Source organism: Dehalococcoidia bacterium (assembly GCA_041649635.1).
Taxonomy (GTDB): Bacteria; Chloroflexota; Dehalococcoidia; order E44-bin15; family E44-bin15; genus JAYEHL01.
Genome location: JBAZMV010000001.1, coordinates 446,458 through 465,894 on the forward strand (window position 1 = coordinate 446,458; position 19,437 = coordinate 465,894).

The following is a 19,437-nucleotide window of genomic DNA, read 5'->3' on the forward strand; positions in this document are numbered from 1 at the left end:
CGCCCCTACTGTCATTCTGAATCCTCCTGACGAACGATGAAGAATCTCGTCTATTCACCGTTCGGTCGTCGCGTAGGGGCGAATCCTGTATTCGCCCGTTATTCTACGTATCGTCATTCCGGCGAAGGCCGGAATCCATGGCGGGCGAGGCAACCTCGCCCCTACATGTGATGACGCTACACGCTATATGTGGTAGAATCCTTTCATAATCGTGCCGAGCCGCTTTTCAGCGGGTATGATGACGGGGTAAAATTGTTGTAGAGGTGCGGGAGAATGAAGGAATACACGATAATATTGAAGAAATCCGGCGACCAGTACGTGTCGCTGTGCCTTGAGCTGACAGTTGTCGGATGCGGCGATACCAGAGGGGAAGCTATAGCCAGCGTAAAGGATGCCATCGAGTCGTATGTCGATTGCATGGGGGATGAAGCGCCGATCGACCGGCCGATATCATTGCAACTGCTTCACGATTTCCTTTCCGAGGGCGAAGCGGATTCGGGTCCTGAAGGCGCGCCCCGCCTCAAGGTGCTGGCCTATGGCTAACAGGGGGAAGATCCCCTCGATGTCCAGCAAGAAGCTCATCAAACTGCTGGAGCAGTCCGGGGCCTCGTTCGACCGGCAGGGAAAAGGCGACCACGCCATTTATCGCAGGGAAGTAAAGGGCAAGGTTCTCAAAGCCCCCGTCCTGCAGGGAAAGAATAACCTGCCGCCGGAATACAGCCTGGTGGTTTTCAAGCAGCTCGGCCTGACCGACGAGGAGATATCCCGCCTGCTGAGGTAGAAGAGGTCGTTGGGCGATAGCAGACCGAACCCCCTGTAATCCCCCATACGTTGGGGGATTTTTTTATTAATATAGGGGACACCCCTATAACCCCGTCAGGAGACGCCGTCTCCTGTACCTCTATCTAGAACCGTCATTCCGGCGAAGGCCGGAATCCATATCGCGGGCGAGAAGACCTCGCCCCTACATGTGATGACGATACACGCTATATATGGTAGAATCCTTTAATCGATATGCTGTTGAAGGTGTTCTTCACCTTCAACAATCAACGCAGGATTTCGGCGAGGTGAAGAACACCACGCCGAGCAAAGAATATCCAAACCGGACGCCCCGCGGCTGAGGGGTTGTGCAACACGAGCCGATGATGTATAAATGTCTTCAAGGAACTCAGATATGAAACTTTCCATAGTAATCCCCACCTACAACGAGGAGAAGAACGTGTCGCTGCTGCACGATGAGATAAGCGCGGCGCTCAAGAATATCGACGCCGGTTACGAGATCATCTTCGTCGATGACGGCTCAACGGACGGGACCTACAGCGCGTTGAAGGAGATGCGCGGGCGCGACGGCAGGGTCAAGATCGTCAAGTTCAAGAAGAACTTCGGCCAGTCGGCGGCCATGGCCGCGGGCTTCGAGCACGCAAAAGGCGGCATCGTGGTCACCATGGACGCGGACATGCAGAACGACCCGTCGGACATACCGCTGTTGCTCGTCGAACTGGAAAAAGGTTACGACGTCGTCTGCGGCTGGCGCAAGAAGCGCAAGGATTCCATATCGAAAAAGCTGTTCTCACGGTTTGCCAACCTGCTGCGCAGGAAACTTACCGGGGCCACGATACACGACTCCGGATGCAGCCTGCGCGCCTACAGGAAGGAGTGCCTCAAGTCGCTGGAGCTCTACGGCGAGATGCACCGCTACATTCCGGCCATGCTGTCATGGAAGGGCTACAGGATAGGCGAGGTGCGCACCAACCACAGGCCGCGCGCCCACGGCAGGACCAAGTACGGCTACCAAAGGCTTATCAAGGGCTTCCTCGATCTGATACTGATCCTGTTCTGGCAGAAGTACTCCATGCGCCCCATCCACCTGCTGGGCGGGTCCGGGATAGTGCTGGCTATCATCGGCGTGCTGCTCGGCCTCTACCTGGGCATAGAGAGGCTGGCCTTCGGCACTCCACTTGGCGACCGTCCTCTGTTCATGCTGGCGATACTGATGATAATCGTGGGCATCCAGTTCCTGGTCTTCGGCGTGCTGGCCGATATACTGGTGCGCATATACTACGGGCAGGGCGAGCGTAAATACTATACCGTCGAAGAGGTGCTGGAATAAAAGTCCTGATGCTCAACTACGAGTATCCTCCTCTGGGCGGCGGGGCGGCCAACGCCTGCAAGTACATACTGGGCGAGCTGGCGCGGAAACAGATAGAAGTAGACCTGGTCACATCCGCGGCTAACGACAAATTCGAACAGGAGAAGATCGGCGATACGGTAACGCTGTACAAGCTGCCCGTAAACAAGAAGGACATCCACTACTGGACGCAGAAGGAAATCCTGTCGTATACGCTTAAAGCGACTAAATTCATGCGGCGGCTGATGAAGGACAACCATTACGATGTGTGCCACGCCTTCTTCGGCATCCCGTGCGGCGCGATGGCTTACCTGTTCAAGAGACGTCTGTCTTATATCGTCTCCCTCAGGGGCTCGGACGTGCCCGGATTCAACAAGCGCTTCTCCGCCGAGTACGTTGTGCTGAAACCGATAATCAAAGAGGTGTGGAGAAGGTCCGCGTCGGTGGTAGCCAACAGCCAGGGCTTGAAGGAGCTGGCGCTGCGTTCAGACCCGAAGCGGAATATAGATATCATCTACAACGGCATAGACACGGCGCAGTTCATACCAGGCAGCGGCGGCGGGGATAAGGTAAAAATCCTCTGCGTGTCGCGGCTGATCGGACGCAAGGGCATCAGCCACCTGATAGAGAGCGCGCCCATCATCAAAGAGAAATACAATGGAAAATTTGAGATATCGATAGTGGGCGAGGGCAACCTGGAGCAGGAGCTGCGCGCCCTGTCCGCGAGCCTGGGCGCGGACGACGTGGTTTCCTTTGCCGGGTACGTGGAGCATAGTAAACTGCCGGAGATATACGCGGGCTCGGATATTTTCATACTGCCCTCCATGAACGAGGGCATGTCCAACACGGTGCTTGAGGCCATGGCCTGCGGCCTGCCCATCATCACAACGGACACGGGCGGCACGCGGGAGCTGATAAAGGATAACGGCATAGTATTGAGCGAGGTTAGCGGCGCTGCCATAGCCGATGCGGTACTGCGCCTGATGACGGATGATAAGGCGCGGCGGGAGATGGGACGCAAGTCAAGGGAGTTAGCGGAGGGTTTGAGCTGGGAGAAGGTTGCGGAGAGCTATTTGAGGATGTATGAAACCATCAAACTTTAGTGAATATCCAATATTAAATATGACGGAATGGCGTGGTAATGCGGTTTCAGTTTGGTAAAAATTGGCAGTCTTTTTCCCGGAGCGCCCTGAATGAAGATAAGATAAATCAGGCGAGAAATGATTTTCTTGCACTCTTCTCAGACATTGACTTAAAGGGGAAGCGCTTCTTTGACATAGGCTTTGGCCAGGGCCTCACTTTGCTGCTTGCCGGGGAGGCTGGAGCCAATGTTTACGGAATAGATATAGATGCGGATAACCTGTCCGCTCTGAGCGAAACGAAGAAATTCTTTCCTGCCATCGAGATGCCTGATACGGAAGTTGTTTCAATACTGGATAACAATTTCATCGAGAGGCAGATCAAGTCCGGCGGATATGATGTAGTGCATTCCTGGGGGGTGCTGCATCATACCGGCAATATGGAACAAGCTATCAAGAATGCGACTAAGCTGACGAAAGACCGGGGGTTCCTGATTATATCCATCTATAATAAACACTGGTCTTCCCCGCTCTGGCGCTGCATAAAGTGGACTTATAATAAGGCTCCCAATGTAATGCGGTGTGCGATGCTCAGGGCATTGTATCCCATAGTCTACACGGCGAAGTGGTGTGTTACGCGGCGAAATCCGAAAAAGCATAAGCGCGGCATGGATTTCTGGCATAATCTGGTTGATTGGGTAGGAGGGTATCCTTACGAGTACGCAACGCCGCAGGCGGTACAGAAATCCGTTTGTGACCTGGGTTTCACAGTTGTGAAATACACTCCCGCGGCTGTTCCGACCGGCTGCAACGAGTTTGTATTTCAGAAGAAGGCTTCCTGAATGTGCGGGATATGCGGGCAGTTCATATTCAACGGCATAGCGCCGTCCGATATTGCTGCTACGAGCAACATGTGCTCGGTTCTGAAGCATCGCGGCCCGGATGACGAGGGTTTTTACAACGACGGCTTTATTTCGCTGGGTCATAGGCGACTGAGCATCATAGATATAGAGGGCGGCCATCAGCCTATAAGCAATGAGGATGGAACGGTCTGGGTTATAACCAATGGCGAAATCTACAATTTTAAAGAGTTGCGAAATGCTCTTGAGAAAAGCGGCCATGTTTTTTCCAGCAGGAGCGACAGCGAAGTTCTCGTTCACTTATATGAAGAGCAAGGACGCGCTTTGGTTAAAGAACTGCGGGGAATGTTCGCCTTCGCTATCTGGGATTCACGTAATAAGACTCTGCTTCTTGGAAGGGATAGATTAGGTAAGAAGCCTCTGTTCTATGCTTATAACCAAGAGCGTTTTCTGTTCGCATCAGAGCTCAAAGCTCTACTGCAAGAGCCAAGTATTAAACATGAAGTGAACTTAACTTCCCTGCACCACTTTCTGACGCTGCAATGGGTGCCCGGCCCCCAGACCATTATTCAGGGCGTTAACCAGCTACAGGCAGGCCATACTCTTGTCTGCTCCAACGGGCAGGTGAAAATAGAAAGATACTGGGAACCGGAGTTCCTTCCCAAAAACAAGCTGTCAAAAGACGAAGCCCTGGAAGCCACGCAGTCATTGTTGGAAGAGGCGGTCAAGTTACGCCTGGTGAGCGATGTTCCCCTGGGAGCCTTCCTGAGCGGCGGGCTTGATTCTAGCTTGATCGTAGCCCTGATGGCGCGGGCAACGGATAAAAAGGTTAAGACCTTCTCCGTGGGGTTTACGGAAGAAGCCTTCAGCGAGTTAGAACATGCGCGTGCAGTTGCCAAATACTTTGATACCGAACACGAAGAGATATTTGTTAAGCCGGATATCATAGCATTGCTTCCCAAGCTCATATGGCATCTTGACCAACCTTTAGCCGACCCTGCCGCAATTCCAACATATTATCTATCGGAGTCTACAAGAAGGCATGTTACCGTAGCCCTCAATGGCGATGGCGGAGACGAAACCTTTGCAGGCTATCAGCGCTATTTTGCCGACGGTATAGCCGATGCTTATGCTGTTGTGCCTGCAGCAGTAAGAAATAAGCTCATTCTTCCTGTGTTGAGGAGGTTTACCGGCGTTTCGGATAAGCCCGTTGATACCGATGTTTGGGGTGCCGTAATACGCATGCATCAGGCGGCTGATATTGCGCAGGAAGCCAGTATCATCAGGTGGGGTTCATATTTCAACTCCGACATGAAAGATGATATTTATAGTGATGAGCTGCGCAATACTCTGCGGAATACGGACTCCGTAGAACTGCTGCGTGAGACTTTCCGCCGCGCAGAAAATCATGCGGATAACAGGTTGGACAAGACACTGTATGTTGATATGATGAACTATCTCCCCGACGACCTTCTGGTCAAGATTGACCGGATGTGCATGGCTAACTCATTAGAAGGGAGGTCGCCGTTTCTGGATCAAAAATTTGTGGAGTTTGCCTGCCGCATGCCAATAGAATTTAAGGATAAGAGAACGACTACAAAATACCTGCTGCGGGAACTGGCGAAAAAGATAATCCCTCAGGATATTGCCGCGCGGCGCAAGCACGGTTTCTCGGTTCCCATTGGAAGCTGGATCCGGTCGGAACTGAGAGATATGACATATGAAACATTGCTGAGCCCACAGGCATTGAGCAGAGGCTATTTCAAGCAGCAAGCGCTTGAAAATCTTCTGGACGAACATTGTGCAAAAAAGGCTGACCATGGAAAGCGGATATGGGCATTGCTTTGCCTGGAATTATGGCATCAAGTTGTTATAGATTATACAAAAATACCGATGAGTTAACTAATCTAGAGGAGGTATAGGTATTAGTTCTCTTATATCGCACTTAATTAAGCCTAAACGACATTCAAGAACAGGGAAAATAAATGTACTCCACGTAATAGATCATCTTGGATTGGGCGGAGCACAGACACTGTTATTGGATTTGTTAAAGGATTGGGACAGCGAAAAATACAGAGTATATGTCTGCGCTTTAAAGAAGCCAGGGGTATTGGATAAGCAAGCGAAAGCTCAGGGTTTAAACGTAAGTTATTTTGACAGACAGAAGTATGATCCCAGAAAGATTCTTGACCTGATCAGATTCATCAGGAAGAATAAGATTCAAATAGTTCACACGCATCTGCTTGGCGCGGGCATTATTGGGCGGATTGCCGCAACTATTTGCCAAGTGCCAGTTGTGATTGTGCACGACCATAGCGGGTTCCCAATGTTGAGCAATATCCCTACAGTATATTCGCGTCTTCTACGTATGATGGATAAACCACTGACGTATGTTACTGATAGAGTTATTGCAGTATCGTATTCAGTGAAAGAGCGGCGTATTAAAAGGGGATTACCAGATAAAAATAAGGTTGTTGTTATCCACAATGGTATAGATATAAATAAATTCAATAGTGATCTTTATGACAATGACAAAATCAGAGAGACTATGTCTATCGGTGCATCGGATGTAGTTATAGGGGCTGTTGGGCGTTTAAGTCCTGAGAAGGGGCTTGATTTTCTACTTGAGGCTGCGTCAAAGATTTATAGTAAATATACGGAAGCTAAGTTGGTCATAATTGGCGATGGGCCATGCAGAAATATGTTAGAGCAACAAACCATCGACCTGGGGATAAGTGAGAAGGTCATTTTCACCGGATTCAGAGATGATGTTCCCGAATTGTTATCGGCGATGGACATATTTGTTTCATCGTCGCTTTTTGAAGCGTTTCCGATGGTTATACTAGAGGCAATGTCAATGTCCAAACCGGTGGTTGCTACAAATGTGGGGGGTATTCCAGAGATGATAATACCCGGTGTGACAGGTTTTATAGTGCCGCCAGGTGATTCAGAGGCTTTATATACAGCTATTATTCAATTGTTGGATGATCCGGACAGAAGGATAACGTTTGGTCAAAATGGGCGGCAACGTATTGAAGAGTTTTTTACAACGCAAGTCATAGTGAATAAACTAGTAGAGTTATATGATGAACTTGTAGGTTGTAAATTAAATAAGGCACATCTTGAATGATGATGGAGATCAAATTTGAAAACTAATCTTCAAATAATTTCTAGGTTGCTATTAAATCTTCTGTTGTATAGTTTGTCTTATATAACTCCCAAAAATGAAGAATTGATATTATTGGGGTCCGGCAAAGGGGGTTCCTTTAAAGGAAATCCGAAATATTTATATCTCTATGCCAATCGTGAAAGGGAGGTTAAGAACCGTTTCCAGTTTGTGTGGATTACTCAGAATAGAACCATACTTAAAAAACTCAAGGATGAGGGGTATCCAGTCGTTGATAAGTATAGTTTGAAAGGTTTTTGGACCATATTAAGGTCCAGTAATTTAGTTATAGAGCAATCCGCTAAAGATGTCAGCTATTTAGGTGTGCTTAACGGAAGGTTTAACATTATTCAAACTTGGCACGGAACCTTATTTAAGAAAGTTGCTTTTGACGCCAAAAAAGTAGATCAAGAGAAAACATTGTTGACTCGAATATTCGATTATTTTCTTAATAAAGAATTTAATAATTACATATTCATTTGTTCTGCATCGGAGGAGACCTCTAGTAAGTTGATCCCAGCATTCAGAAATAATAATGTAGTGATTACCGGTTATCCGAGGAATGATATATTTTATTCCAATGAGATATCGTTTAACGATGTATTCAAAATCCTATCCCTAGGTTCTTATGAAAGGGTTGTAGTGTATGCTCCGACTTTTAGAGAAATCGCAACATGTAAAGGCCCGTTTTCGGATACATTACTAGTTAGATTGAATAGTTTCCTAGCGGACAATAATTACATAATGCTGATTAAGAAACATCCTTTTGAAAAGGTATTGGTATCTATAACGGGATACTCTAATATCAAAGACGTGTCTAAAGAAGTTGATGATGTACAGGAACTATTAGCATATACGGACATTCTTATCACTGATTATTCAAGTGTTTATTTCGACTATTCGTTAACTGATAAACCAATTATCTATTACCCTTATGACTATAAAGGATATTTAAAGAACTGCCGGGAATTCTATTATGACTATTATGAAGAGCAACCCGGGCCGTTCGCACACACTGAAGAGGAGCTATTAGTATTGCTTAAAGATATCAATGACTGGTTTAATGATGAAGGATACAGAATTAAATATAGAAATTTTAAGAACAAATACAATCACTTTCAAGATGGTAATAGTTCTGAAAGGACTTATCAGATAATTATCGATCTTCTGAATTCAAGAAAATCTGCAGGAAAGTTAGAGTAACGGCAATGAGACAAAGAGTAATGGACTTATTGATGGCAACTAAGTTTTTAGAAGTTACTGAAATCAAAGCGTCACAACTAGCCTTTGAGGAGAGAGTACACCTGAACTGTTTTCACTGTATACGTTATGGTGTGAACTGGACCTGCCCTCCAAAAATTCCACAAGTAGACTATCAAAAGCTCATTTGTGAATATGAAAACCTACTGTTAGTTTACTGCAAAATGCCGTTGACAGCCGATAAATTTGAAGTCGTTAGAAGGACGTCAACTAACACTCTTCACCATGCTTTGCTTGCCGCCGAGAAGCTATTATGGGAATCAAACTATCCGCTGGCCATTTCTTTTATGGGGGGTTCATGTAAACTTTGCCCCGAAGGTTGTGATGAACTTGCCTGCCGGCATCCTGATAAAGCAAGAATTCCTCTGGAAGGAATCGGGGTAAACGTAGTAAAATCAGCTGAGAATGTTGGATTAAATATTGTTTTCCCACCTGTGGATTACATGTTCCGGGTAGGATTACTAGGATGGTGAGAAATGAAAGTGATTATCCTCGCTGCAGGTTTGGGAACAAGACTTAGACCACTGACCACAAATATACCCAAGTGCCTTTTTAAATTAAGTAAGGATCAGACTATCATTGGCAGAATGGTAAACATCATTAAGAAAATTTCAGATTCTCCTGTTTACGTTGTTACCGGTTTTATGCATGAAAAAATAGAGGGTCAACTGGCAGGCGTGGAATTTGTTCATAACCCTTTCTACCGTGTAACCAATAGTATCGTATCTCTTTGGTTTGCCCGTGAACATCTCGATGATGATGTGATCATCATTAATTCTGATATAGTCATACAAGCCCCAATATTCGAAGAGGTTTTGAAAATTGAACATCCCGCCGCAGTATTGATAGATTCATCCAAAGCGCGCACTGCAGATTACAAGGTAGCCACCTATAATGATAGGGTTATCATGATGAGTAAAGAACTTACTGCTAATTCCGGTGAATACGTTGGTATCACCAAACTTTCCAGGGCAGCAGCAGGCAGTCTAAAACAAAAAATTGAAGAAATGGTTAAAAATGATCAGATAGACGAGTGGTACGAGAATGCATTGGTGAACATGATACTCGATGATGATTTTGACCTGAATTATGTTGACGTCTCGCATCTGCAGTGGGTTGAAATTGACACAGTAGATGATCTCTTAATGGCCAGAAAAATATGTGATATGGAAAGAAGTGGTAATGACGTTTAATGTCGCCTTGGTCACAGGAGCTACCGGCGGAATAGGTAGCGCTATCAGTGAAGAATTAAGAACCAGCGGGTTTCGGCTCGCTCTTCTCAGTCGGAGCATTTCTTGTCATGAATCCGAGAGCATGCTGGCACAACGTTGTGATGTTACTAAGGTAGATGAAGTGGAAAAAGCCGTTACCGCTACTTTGAAAAAATTCGGCAACATTGATGTTGTAATCAATTGTGCTGGCAGGAGTCATCTTGGTACAGTAGATGAACTCACAGAACAAGATATACAGGCTGTATACGACGTTAATGTCAAAGGAACAATCAATGTCTGTAAAGCGGTTTTACCATGTATGAAGAAACAGAAGTCAGGTTATATTATCAATATCGGGTCATTGCGCGGTATTGAATACGGCGTTGGTAAGTCTGCATATTCAATGAGTAAATCTGCTGTAATTGCTTTTTCCAATGTCTTAGCTATGGAAACCGCCGAGTACGGAATAAAAGTTACCGTGATTAATCCGGGCTTTGTCCAGACCAGCCTGATAAGGCATAGGATAGCTGAAGAAAAACTCAGGGCTGAAGATCTTACTCAGCCTGGTGATATTGCCAAAGTCGTGTTGTTCCTTCTCGAATTGTCTCCAGGCGCCAGTATTGTTGAGTTAAATATTGGGCGTTTATGGTAATGCGGTTTCAAAACATGAAAACTTAACCGCGCAGCTCACTGCAGACACATATTTTCAGCAAGAACTTATAGAGTTTCGCAAAGACGAATGAATGATCAAACGCTTTTATGATTTAACCAAGTATAAGCTTGCAACGATTGTTTCCGCGAAACTGATAAAGGAAACTGCTTGGAGCTTCTTGGCGCAAGGCTCTGCCTTTATTTTTTTCATAGGGCTCAATCTTTTTCTCGCCCGTTACCTTGGCCCGGACCGCTTCGGTGAATGGTCTTTCTTCTTTTCCATCTTAAGCATAGTCCTTCTTGTTTCATATTTAGGCATTAACGCGTCAGCCCGCAAGTTTATCGCTCAGCATAATGAGACGGCTGAATTGAAGGCTGTATTGCGCTCCTCGGTTAAACTGAGGGTCATCCTAAGCCTGGTTTTTGCCCTGGTTATGCTGTCTTTAAGCAAGCCTCTGGCCGTCTGGCTGGATCGCCCAAGCTTTGAGGTTTTGTTCTATGCCGCCGCCCCGCTAGTATTCTTTGCCAGCCTAGTTGAATATCTGAAAAATGCTTTTCAAGGGCTGCACCGCCTGAAATATGACTTCTATATAAATCTGTCTGAATACGGACTCAAGCTTTTACTGGCTGTTTGCTTTTTGCTCATTCTTAACGAGATTATTGGGTTGGTTTTCGCCTTTAACCTGGCTTTTATCGTTACAACGGTATTGGGTTTTTACTTTCTTTACCGCCATTTCTATAAGAACCGGCCGGATTCAGGGACTGATTACACCAGACAGCTATTGCAATACAGCCTGCCGCTGTTCGTTATCAGCATCGGCTTTCTAATTGCTACTGAAATAGATACTGTAATGATAGGTATTCTAAGCACGGATTACGAGGTGGGTATATACGCGGTGGCCAAGCAGATAATCATCAAGCTGCCGCATATCGCCTTGGTGATATCGCTGGGCACCATGCCGCTGTTTGCCAAGTTGAATCAGGATAATAAAGAGTATCTGAAAGCACTGTTCTACCGGTTGTTGAAAATCAACACGGTGATATTTGGCTCGATCATTATATTAATACTAGCTGCGGGTTGGTATTTCATCCCTTTGATATTTGGCGCAGAATATAAGGACTCAGTCTTGCCCCTGGTTATACTGATACCATATTTGATTATTTATTCTTATTCAATATTCCTGTCTTCCTTCCTCGACTACCGGGGCAAGGCTAGAAAAAGGGCCATTAACTTGATTATCGCGTTATTACTAAACCTTGGACTGAATCTGGTTCTAATTCCAAGATACGGAGCAGTAGGTGCGGCAATTGCCACCTCTGTTTCCTATTTCCCGTATTTAGTGCTGAATTGGCTTGAAGTAAGAAAAAGCTTCCAATAGCCCGCCATTTTATTCCCTTACTTCTACGATCCAAATACAATCATTTGGATTATTATTTATACATATTTTTTCGATGGGTTCATATGTATAATATTCAATTAGCGGAGTTTCCGCAGCAACTCTAGCATATAAATATCTTTCTCCTTCTTCATATGCTTTCACATGCTTTTCCCAAATAGGCTGTATATGTGAGGATAGTACTAAATACTCTATTTCAAGTTCCTCATTAAATGGGTTGTCACGTCCTCTCCAATAACTTGTGCCTATAAAAAATCTATCAAAGCCCTCTACGTCAACCCAGACTACCATATTTTCTGCGTTATCCCAAGAATTGACGATTTGTGCTAGTTTGTACCCGCCCATTCCCCATGAATAAGAAATTCGATAATCTTTAATGTTCAAATGATTGTTATATAAAAGAAAGTAAGGTGCTGCAAAAAATGTTGTGATAAGTGCTGCAGCTATCAATGCGGTAGTAACTATTTTCGTATGTTTAAAAACGTAAATAAAAAAAGTTGCTGATAATATTGAGTAAAGAGGATATAACATAATCTGGTATCTACATGAAGTCACAAAACCACCTAAAGAAGAACCGACTATATATACAAACATTGTTAAAAAGATAATAGATATTAAGAACTTATCTTGGTTGGTGATATTTATATTTAAACGTTTCTTTAAAGGTAATATCAAAGCCCAAAAACATATTCCGAAAAGTATTGGAAATGTCATGGTGAAGGCTGTCATGTAAGATGATGTGAATAAATCTTTGTAGAAAGACACCTCACCCCTTGCAGATTCGTAAAAAATGTAATGGTTAAAATCAAAAAGTGCGTTGTTAAGAAATATATTAGCCATTAATACAATAAGAGCTATTAATGTAAGTGAGCTAAAAACGTATATTACCACAGTGGGAATATCGAATTTGCTTTTTAAATACTTAGTAATACGGCCTCGAAGAGCTATCAATTCGATGAATATTAACAGCAGTATAAGTAGGAAATACTTCAGACCTGGTGTTAGAATTCCTGCACCAATAGTTCCTTTGATAATCCGGGATGGTTCTACCCATGTTGCTGGAAATAGAATTGTATAAATAATAATGGAAATTACGTACAGTGCCAAGATATGCAGACAACGTGAAAAGAATTGTTCACGGGTAGTATTTCTTGAGAGATATTCTAGATAGATGCTAAGGAAAAAGATGACATAGAAAATGGCGGCAAAGTATTTGCATATCAACGCAAGGCCCAAGAACACTCCTGAATATATAATGTATCTCAATTTATTTGTTTTAAGATAGAGAAAGAATGTGATGAACGATAAAAATGAGACGCTCCAGAGAGTAGCGTCCGGATTAACAATCTGGCTAATTCCAATAAGGATAGGATTGAGCGCAACAAGCCCTGTTACTAATAGAGCATGGTTTTTCCGCAGTAATTTTTTAAGGAAATGGTATATAAGAAATAGCATGAGGAAATTAAATATGACAATTGGTAACCGCCAATAAAATAAATAATTTTCATATATTAAAGGGTCTGCTTTATATTCCTCATGATCCATAAAAAAGTTGACAGTGCCAGCGAGAAGAGACGGCAGCACGCCAGGTTTATCATTGATATACGTGCCTTCCCAGTCACCGGAGGCGAGTGAATCATAGAGTTGCGGCACCCTGGTATCTACCCATTTTGGCTCGTCAACTGTCATAAATTGACCAAGGTGGTGTGTTCCGAAACCAAGAAAGAGAAAGCAGCAGAGTAGAAGTGCTGCGCTATACCACCACCCCTCTTTATACATCCACCTAATGAACCACCTAAAAATTGGGACCCTGTTAATCCGAGGGAACCGCGTACCAAAAGATCTCTTCCTCTCCGCTTCTTCCGCTCCTTCCTCCTCTATTTTAACTGTGACTTTCAGCTTCTGCCGGTTCATCCAGAAGAACATGATACCAAAGATAACGGTGGCCACTATAAGACCGGTTCGGCTGCCCTCCAGTGATGTCAGGTCAAAAATAGCTTGCAGAGCCAGAACCAATAGAAGTACTAAGAACAGAGCCATCGTCGCCACCCGCGCAACCCTTCCAACCCATCGCCTCTTCCCATGTCCCGCCATCGTCTCCGCGGGCGCGACGTCGGGGGTTGAGAGGCCCGCGGCCGCTCGTTCCGCCCTTATCACCGAGGCCAGCGTGCGGGGGGCGGGTCTGCTGGGTTTCGATCTGCCTGTCCTCAGCCGGGACCTGTACAGCATGACCATCACGGCTATAATAGCTATCAACTCCGCGGCTATGGTGCTGATGATCAGGGCGTTGAGGTTTATGTGGTATGAGACGCTGCCCTCCCAGAATGTTTCCACCGCAACCAGCGTCAGCAGGATGATGGGAAATATCAGCAGCAGCGCCAGAGCGGCGCGGCTCACCGTCCTCACCGTCTCGCTCTGGCCGGACTGCCATTCCGCGAACCGCTCCCTCAGCCCGCTCAGGCTTATCCCGCGCGCGCGCAGGTAGCGCCCCAGATATTTATTGAGGATGACAGCGACTATCAGGAAGGCCAGGACGATGGCAAGAACTACCAGCACGCTGATGTTCATGAGGTTGCCCACGCTGTCGTCCCAGATATACTCGATGAGGATGAGCAATATGGAAACGGCCAGCAGCGAGATGCCGGCGCCCTTGAGGGAGATGTATTGGTCTATCTTTTTGATCAGGGATTTAATGGTTTCCATATGTTTAGATGAGTGTAATAGTGTGGGTAAATATTATCAACCCCCTGGAATCCCCCTTGAAAGGGGGAAACAACATCCGAACCCCCTGTAGTCCCCCATACGTTGGGGGACGTTTTAATTAATATAGGGGACACCCCTATAACCCCGTCAGGAGACCCTGTCTCCTGTACCTCTGTTTCAGCCTGTCATTGCGAGAAGTCCTTCTAGATATCTTTATTCTGGAAGGACGCCGCGGCAATCTCAACTATAATCAACCCCCTGTATCCCCCAATCTTGGGGGACGTAAAAAAAGAGCTGGGGGACACCCCCAGTTCCCCCGGAAGGAGCTTCTCCTTCACCTCTTTCCTTTGCAACACAGGGGACACCCCTATAACCCCGTTCCTTCCGCGGAAGGATACCTCTGTTTCAGACTGTCATTCTGAATCCTTGCCTGGAATGATGAAGAATCTCGACGAGATCCTTCGGCGCTACCTCAGGATGACATGCTGCGAAATAATTAATCCCTACGTGGTGGGTTAAACAAACCCACCCTACAACTACGAACCGTCATTCCGGCCCCGTATCGCCGTACGGGGTAAACTCCGGCCGGAATCCATATCGGGCGAACGCCGTTCGCCCCTACTACACGCTACACGCTACCCGCTACTCATTTCCACACCGGCGGGATCTCCAGCTCGATAACGATGGAATCCACAGGGATGGTCTTGTCCGCATCGGCAGCCAGGTCCAGGTGCGGCACCATCAGGCAGAAGCTCAGCGTGTCATCGACGATAGACAGGTCCTCCGTCTTCCATCTGGCCCGCGCCGTCGTCCAGCCGTCGTAGCTGTCGGTCACATAGTAGCCGTCGTAGTTCACGACGATGTAATCCACGTACTCCTTGAAATCCGAGACGTAGGTCTCAAGGCCGGCCACCTCGCAGCGCCTGGGCAGGAAGAAGGAGTCCGGCGTGAAGGACATGTAGCCGTTGAACTCCAGCGTCAGGTTCTGCCTGGCCGTCACTATCATGTACGAGCCCGGCGCGAGGTTCACCGCGAAGGGCTTATCCATCTCATCGATGTAGAGCCCGGCATAGAAGCCGTCCCCGATCACGGCCGCCTGCTGAATGCCGCTTGCGTCATCGCAGGAGAACTCCGCCCGCTGCAGCGACAGGCCCTGCGTGTACAGCGCCAGCGCGTCGGCCGGTGCGCCCGCGTTGGAGGTGTAGCCCGTGTCCGCCGGGGCGGGGGTGATGCTGTCGTCCAGCACCAGCTTGCCCTGATTGATGCTTATTTGCCTTATCAGGAGGTCTTCACCCGTCATCTCTATGCGATATGCCCCCGTCGACAGATTGGAGGCCGTAAGCGACGCACCCTGCATCGGGCCCGGTTCGCCGCCCGCCGAGGCGTCGCCGTCGTCCGCTATCGAGGCGTTGGCCGTTAGATCGCCGGCGAGGTCGTAGATTTCGATGCTCAATGCGTCCGCGCCCTCGTCCTGATTCAAATCCTGTTTCGTCACGCTCAGCTCAAGGACGCCGTTATCGACGAATGTCCAGAAGGTGTGGCTTCCCTTTAATGAAATATTTATGTCAAGCCAGCCCTTGCCCTCCTCTACGGTGTTGAAGGACGGGATGAAGAGAGATTCCTCCGTTAGCGAGATGAGGGCCCCGGTGGCTTCCAACGCAACATCGCCCAAGCTCGACCTCAGGCGGTAGAGTCCCGGCTCCAGAGCGCCGGACGTGTACCACGTTCCCGACTCGTTGACGTACGTCTCCAGCCTCATCTCATCGCCCCAGACGGTGACGTACTGCGGCACCTGCTCCCCGGGCGAGGAGAACCTTATCTCGCCGGGGGCCGCCAGGTACAGCCAGGCCTCGGCCGCGGCCGTGTTCCCGCCTTCGTAGCTGTAGCCCGCCAGGTACAGTCCGTCCGCGGCTATCGCTTTGCCCTGGTTATAGGCGATGTTCGTGATTATGAAATCGATCTCCTCACCCTGCGGCGCGACGGCGAGGCGGTAGACGCCCCTGTCGCTCTGCTCCATGTTTATATGGCAGCGCTGTTTCTGTCCCAGCATCTTGCTGTCCGTGAAATTAAAATCGTCGAATATAACCTCGCTCACGGCAAGGGTCCCGTCCGGCGCGTAGAGCGACACGTTAATGTTATCCAGCCCCGCGATGCGGTTCAGGTCGCGCTTCTCCACCGTCAGCTCGAATTCTCCGCCGTTGGAGTACAGGTAGAATTCCTGCGCGCCCAGCAGCGCGGCGCCGCCGTCCAGGGGGGCGTACGCGGCGCGGGGATCCGGCAGCAGCGCGGAGAGCCCGGCCCCGGCATCGTAATCGCCGAACTGCGTATTGACGTACTCCTGCAGCGTCACCACCTGGTTTATGTCCAGCGACGGGTCGCCGCTGGCTATCAGCGAGCCCAGCGGCGGGTTGCCCAGGGGGTCCATGACCGTGGACAGGGGCGGGGGGTTCTCCGTGTCGGTGGCGTAGACCATCATCGAGCCGTTCTGCGTCACCAGCGGCAGATCGACGAGCTGGCCGTAGAACGGAACGTATGCGTACCTCAGGCTGTAGCCTTCTTCACACTGCGCGCCGATGACGAAGATGCCGTCCTCCGGGAAGTTGTCCGCGAACCTGACGGCCACCGCGACCTCGTCCGCCTGCGATAATCTCGGATCGGTGAGCTCGAAATAGACCGTGTCACCCGTTATCTCGCGATAGGTCACGCTGCCGTTGGACATCGCCTCCGAGAAGCCGGACGCGTTCCCCGAGAGGCGCGCCTTGCCGCTCAAATCGTTGCCGCCGACATCGATCCTGTGTTCGGGCGAGCCGCCCAGGGGCAGGAAGTTGATGTAGAGGATGATGAGCACGACCGCAAGCGGCGCCAGCCAGAGGAGCCTGACGTACTTCTTCTTTGACGACGGTCTGCTCTCTTCGCTCATTCGCTATCGATGACCTCTGCCGGGGCGCTCGCGTTGGGCCAGCCGTAGACCAGCACCGTGCCGGCGGCCATGGCGCGCGAGCCCTCCTCGTAATAGGCCAGGTTCTGCTCGATGTAGCGCACCGTCTCCTGCGGCAGCCTGTAGGCCGCCAGCTTGTCCATCACCAGCCAGCCGGACGGCGAGGCGTTTATGACCGCCTCCAGCTCTATAACGTCCTGTATGCAGGAGATGTTGGCATAACGGTCGCGGCCGTCTATGCAGTATTTGCCGTGGGTGCCCGCTATATCGAAGTCCAGCCAGTAATCCGGCTCCCGCTCCAGGTAGAATAATCCCACCGAGGGCCACGTGTCGATGATGACGTCCCCTTCCCGCGCGTTATCGTTGACGAAATTATAGGCCAGCTTGAAATCCGGCTGCGGCGCGGTCATGTCCAGCCAGTGCTCGCTCTGCGGCAGGAAGTTGAAGCCCGCGCCCGGCAGCGAGAGCCCGATGATCACGACGCAGAGCGCGGGGCCGAGCCACCTGTTCAACTGCTCCGCCCCGCCCGATCCTTTCAGGCGTTTCTTCAGCGCACGCGCCAGTATGTTGCCGACATACGTGACGGTATAGGCGAAGTAGATGATGAGCACGGGCATGAAGAGGTAGAGGTAGCGCATGGACAGCAGTTTCACCTGGAAGCAGAAGAAATAGAACGGGACGGCCAGCGCCAGCAGCAGGAGCAGGGAGGTTTTCCATTCCCTCTTGAACATAACGATGATCCCTGCGGCGCCCATGTAGAGTATGACGGGCAGGAACTCCGCCAGGTAATTGGTGTACTCGGTGAAGTAGTTCATCTTGAAGCCCCACGCTCCGGAGAACACGTGGAAGACCGCCTGCGCCACTATCAGCGTTATGGCGGCGAACAGGATAAAGGCGATGGTCTGCTTGCTCTTGAGGAATTCCCTGTTCGCGTATCTGCGTATGTTCCTGATGTTGGCCAGCAGAAGCCAGGCCAGGAACACCAGCACAACCGAGGCGCCGGAGGTATGGCTCAGCACGGCGCATATCGTCGAGACGACGGTCAGTATAAGCAGCTTATTGCTTCGTTTCTGCGTATAGAGATAGAAGAGATAGAGCGACAGGATATAGAAGAACTGCAATTGCTGATACATGCGCGCCTGACGCGACCAGGCTATCTCCAGGGCCAGGAACGTGACGATGAATGCCGCGATGAGCGCCGTCCTCGTCCCGCCTATCCTCCGCGCGAAGAAGAAGACCAGCGGTATGGTCAGCGTGCCGAATATCACGGAGGGCAGGCGCGCCGCCAGCTCGGTCTCGCCGAACATGCCCATGGAGGCGGCTATGAAGCTCGTATTCAGCAGTCCGTGCGTGTAGAACCAGCCGGAGGGCAGCACGGGCGCGCCTTTATCCAGCATGGCCAGCGCCGCCTGTATGCTGTAGCCTTCGTCGTACCACAGCGACTGGCTGCCCAGGTCGTACATCCTGAGCGCAAAGCCGAACACGGTGAGGAATATGAGGACTAAAATGCACGGGTCTATTCTGGATAATCTCGCGCTAATCACTTATATCTAATTCCTTGTCGACAATCCTTTTGCCGGGTTTTAAACTCACCCTTCCTTCCATATACCGAGATGTCATGGAAGGATTCCCTCTCTTTCGTAAAGAGAGGGATGCTTTATATGCTGTTGAAGGTGTTCTTCTCCTTCAACAATTAATTGGGCGAGACAACCTCGCCCCTACACGCTACCCTCTATGCGCCACCCGTTTTTTTATGGTAGAATCCTGTCATGTTCAAACTGAAATCGTCCCGCGTGCGTGAAGTGGCGGACACCACCTTTATCCTTCTGGTCATAGCCCTCACATTCATCCTTTTACTGGGCAGATTCGCCGATGTCAGGCAGTACGTTAGCCTGGACTACTTATTGGCTATTATACTTCTAATAGGAGTTTTTTCAATCCTGCTGCGTTCGGAATAACGCAAAACCCGCATGAACTCACCCTCAGGTCCCTCTCTTTCGCAAAGAGAGGGGACGAGCTATATCTCCCCCCTTTGGTAAAGGGG

General features: G+C 48.9%; 16 protein-coding genes. 13 read left to right on the forward strand and 3 right to left on the reverse strand.

The features are described 5' to 3' along the window. Window positions 1–273: 273 nt before the first annotated feature. From WC562_02110 to WC562_02165, 12 genes are all read left to right on the forward strand, one after another. On the forward strand, window positions 274–543 hold the full coding sequence (locus WC562_02110; protein ID MFA5054954.1) for a type II toxin-antitoxin system HicB family antitoxin: 270 nt from the start codon (window positions 274–276) through the stop codon (window positions 541–543). 19 nt (window positions 544–562) lie between these two features. Then, window positions 563–781 carry a type II toxin-antitoxin system HicA family toxin gene (locus WC562_02115; GenBank protein ID MFA5054955.1) on the forward strand — a complete coding sequence of 73 codons (219 nt, stop codon included), beginning with the start codon at window positions 563–565 and terminating at the stop codon, window positions 779–781. Window positions 782–1,174: 393 nt separating this feature from the next. Then, entirely contained in the window at window positions 1,175–2,110 is a 936-nt protein-coding gene (locus WC562_02120; protein ID MFA5054956.1) for a glycosyltransferase family 2 protein, read from the forward strand. Window positions 2,111–2,118: 8 nt separating this feature from the next. Beyond that, window positions 2,119–3,231 (forward strand): glycosyltransferase family 4 protein, encoded by a 1,113-nt coding sequence (locus tag WC562_02125; GenBank protein ID MFA5054957.1) that lies wholly within the window; start codon window positions 2,119–2,121, stop codon window positions 3,229–3,231. 38 nt (window positions 3,232–3,269) lie between these two features. Further along, on the forward strand, window positions 3,270–4,049 hold the full coding sequence (locus WC562_02130) for a class I SAM-dependent methyltransferase (GenBank protein ID MFA5054958.1): 780 nt from the start codon (window positions 3,270–3,272) through the stop codon (window positions 4,047–4,049). Continuing rightward, window positions 4,050–5,969, forward strand: coding sequence for an asparagine synthase (glutamine-hydrolyzing) (gene asnB / locus WC562_02135; protein ID MFA5054959.1), 1,920 nt, complete (start codon window positions 4,050–4,052; stop codon window positions 5,967–5,969). Window positions 5,970–6,081: 112 nt separating this feature from the next. Next, on the forward strand, window positions 6,082–7,197 hold the full coding sequence (locus WC562_02140) for a glycosyltransferase (GenBank protein ID MFA5054960.1): 1,116 nt from the start codon (window positions 6,082–6,084) through the stop codon (window positions 7,195–7,197). 15 nt (window positions 7,198–7,212) lie between these two features. Next, window positions 7,213–8,436: a CDP-glycerol glycerophosphotransferase family protein gene (locus tag WC562_02145; GenBank protein ID MFA5054961.1), complete on the forward strand. Its 1,224-nt coding sequence runs from the start codon at window positions 7,213–7,215 to the stop codon at window positions 8,434–8,436. 5 nt (window positions 8,437–8,441) lie between these two features. Further along, window positions 8,442–8,966 carry a DUF2284 domain-containing protein gene (locus WC562_02150; GenBank protein MFA5054962.1) on the forward strand — a complete coding sequence of 175 codons (525 nt, stop codon included), beginning with the start codon at window positions 8,442–8,444 and terminating at the stop codon, window positions 8,964–8,966. 3 nt (window positions 8,967–8,969) lie between these two features. Then, window positions 8,970–9,686, forward strand: coding sequence for a phosphocholine cytidylyltransferase family protein (locus WC562_02155; protein MFA5054963.1), 717 nt, complete (start codon window positions 8,970–8,972; stop codon window positions 9,684–9,686). Next, window positions 9,676–10,356: an SDR family oxidoreductase gene (locus WC562_02160; protein MFA5054964.1), complete on the forward strand. Its 681-nt coding sequence runs from the start codon at window positions 9,676–9,678 to the stop codon at window positions 10,354–10,356. Before WC562_02155 ends, WC562_02160 begins: the two co-directional genes overlap by 11 nt. Window positions 10,357–10,447: 91 nt before the next feature. Next, window positions 10,448–11,734, forward strand: a complete 1,287-nt coding sequence (locus WC562_02165) for a flippase (protein ID MFA5054965.1) — start codon at window positions 10,448–10,450, stop codon at window positions 11,732–11,734. Window positions 11,735–11,743: 9 nt separating this feature from the next. Here WC562_02165 and WC562_02170 read toward each other — a convergent pair whose 3' ends face one another. The 3 genes from WC562_02170 to WC562_02180 all read right to left on the reverse strand — a co-directional run bounded on the left by WC562_02170 (window position 11,744) and on the right by WC562_02180 (window position 18,937). Beyond that, entirely contained in the window at window positions 11,744–14,455 is a 2,712-nt protein-coding gene (locus WC562_02170; GenBank protein MFA5054966.1) for a glycosyltransferase family 39 protein, read from the reverse strand. Window positions 14,456–15,101: 646 nt separating this feature from the next. Then, entirely contained in the window at window positions 15,102–17,375 is a 2,274-nt protein-coding gene (locus tag WC562_02175) for a hypothetical protein (protein ID MFA5054967.1), read from the reverse strand. Next, window positions 17,372–18,937 carry a glycosyltransferase family 39 protein gene (locus WC562_02180; protein ID MFA5054968.1) on the reverse strand — a complete coding sequence of 522 codons (1,566 nt, stop codon included), beginning with the start codon at window positions 18,935–18,937 and terminating at the stop codon, window positions 17,372–17,374. The genes WC562_02175 and WC562_02180 overlap by 4 nt, the downstream gene beginning before the upstream one ends. A 225-nt stretch (window positions 18,938–19,162) precedes the next feature. On the opposite strand from WC562_02180, the gene WC562_02185 reads away from it, so the two are divergent. Beyond that, complete coding sequence (locus WC562_02185; protein ID MFA5054969.1) at window positions 19,163–19,351, forward strand: hypothetical protein; 189 nt, start codon at window positions 19,163–19,165, stop codon at window positions 19,349–19,351. Window positions 19,352–19,437: the final 86 nt, after the last annotated feature.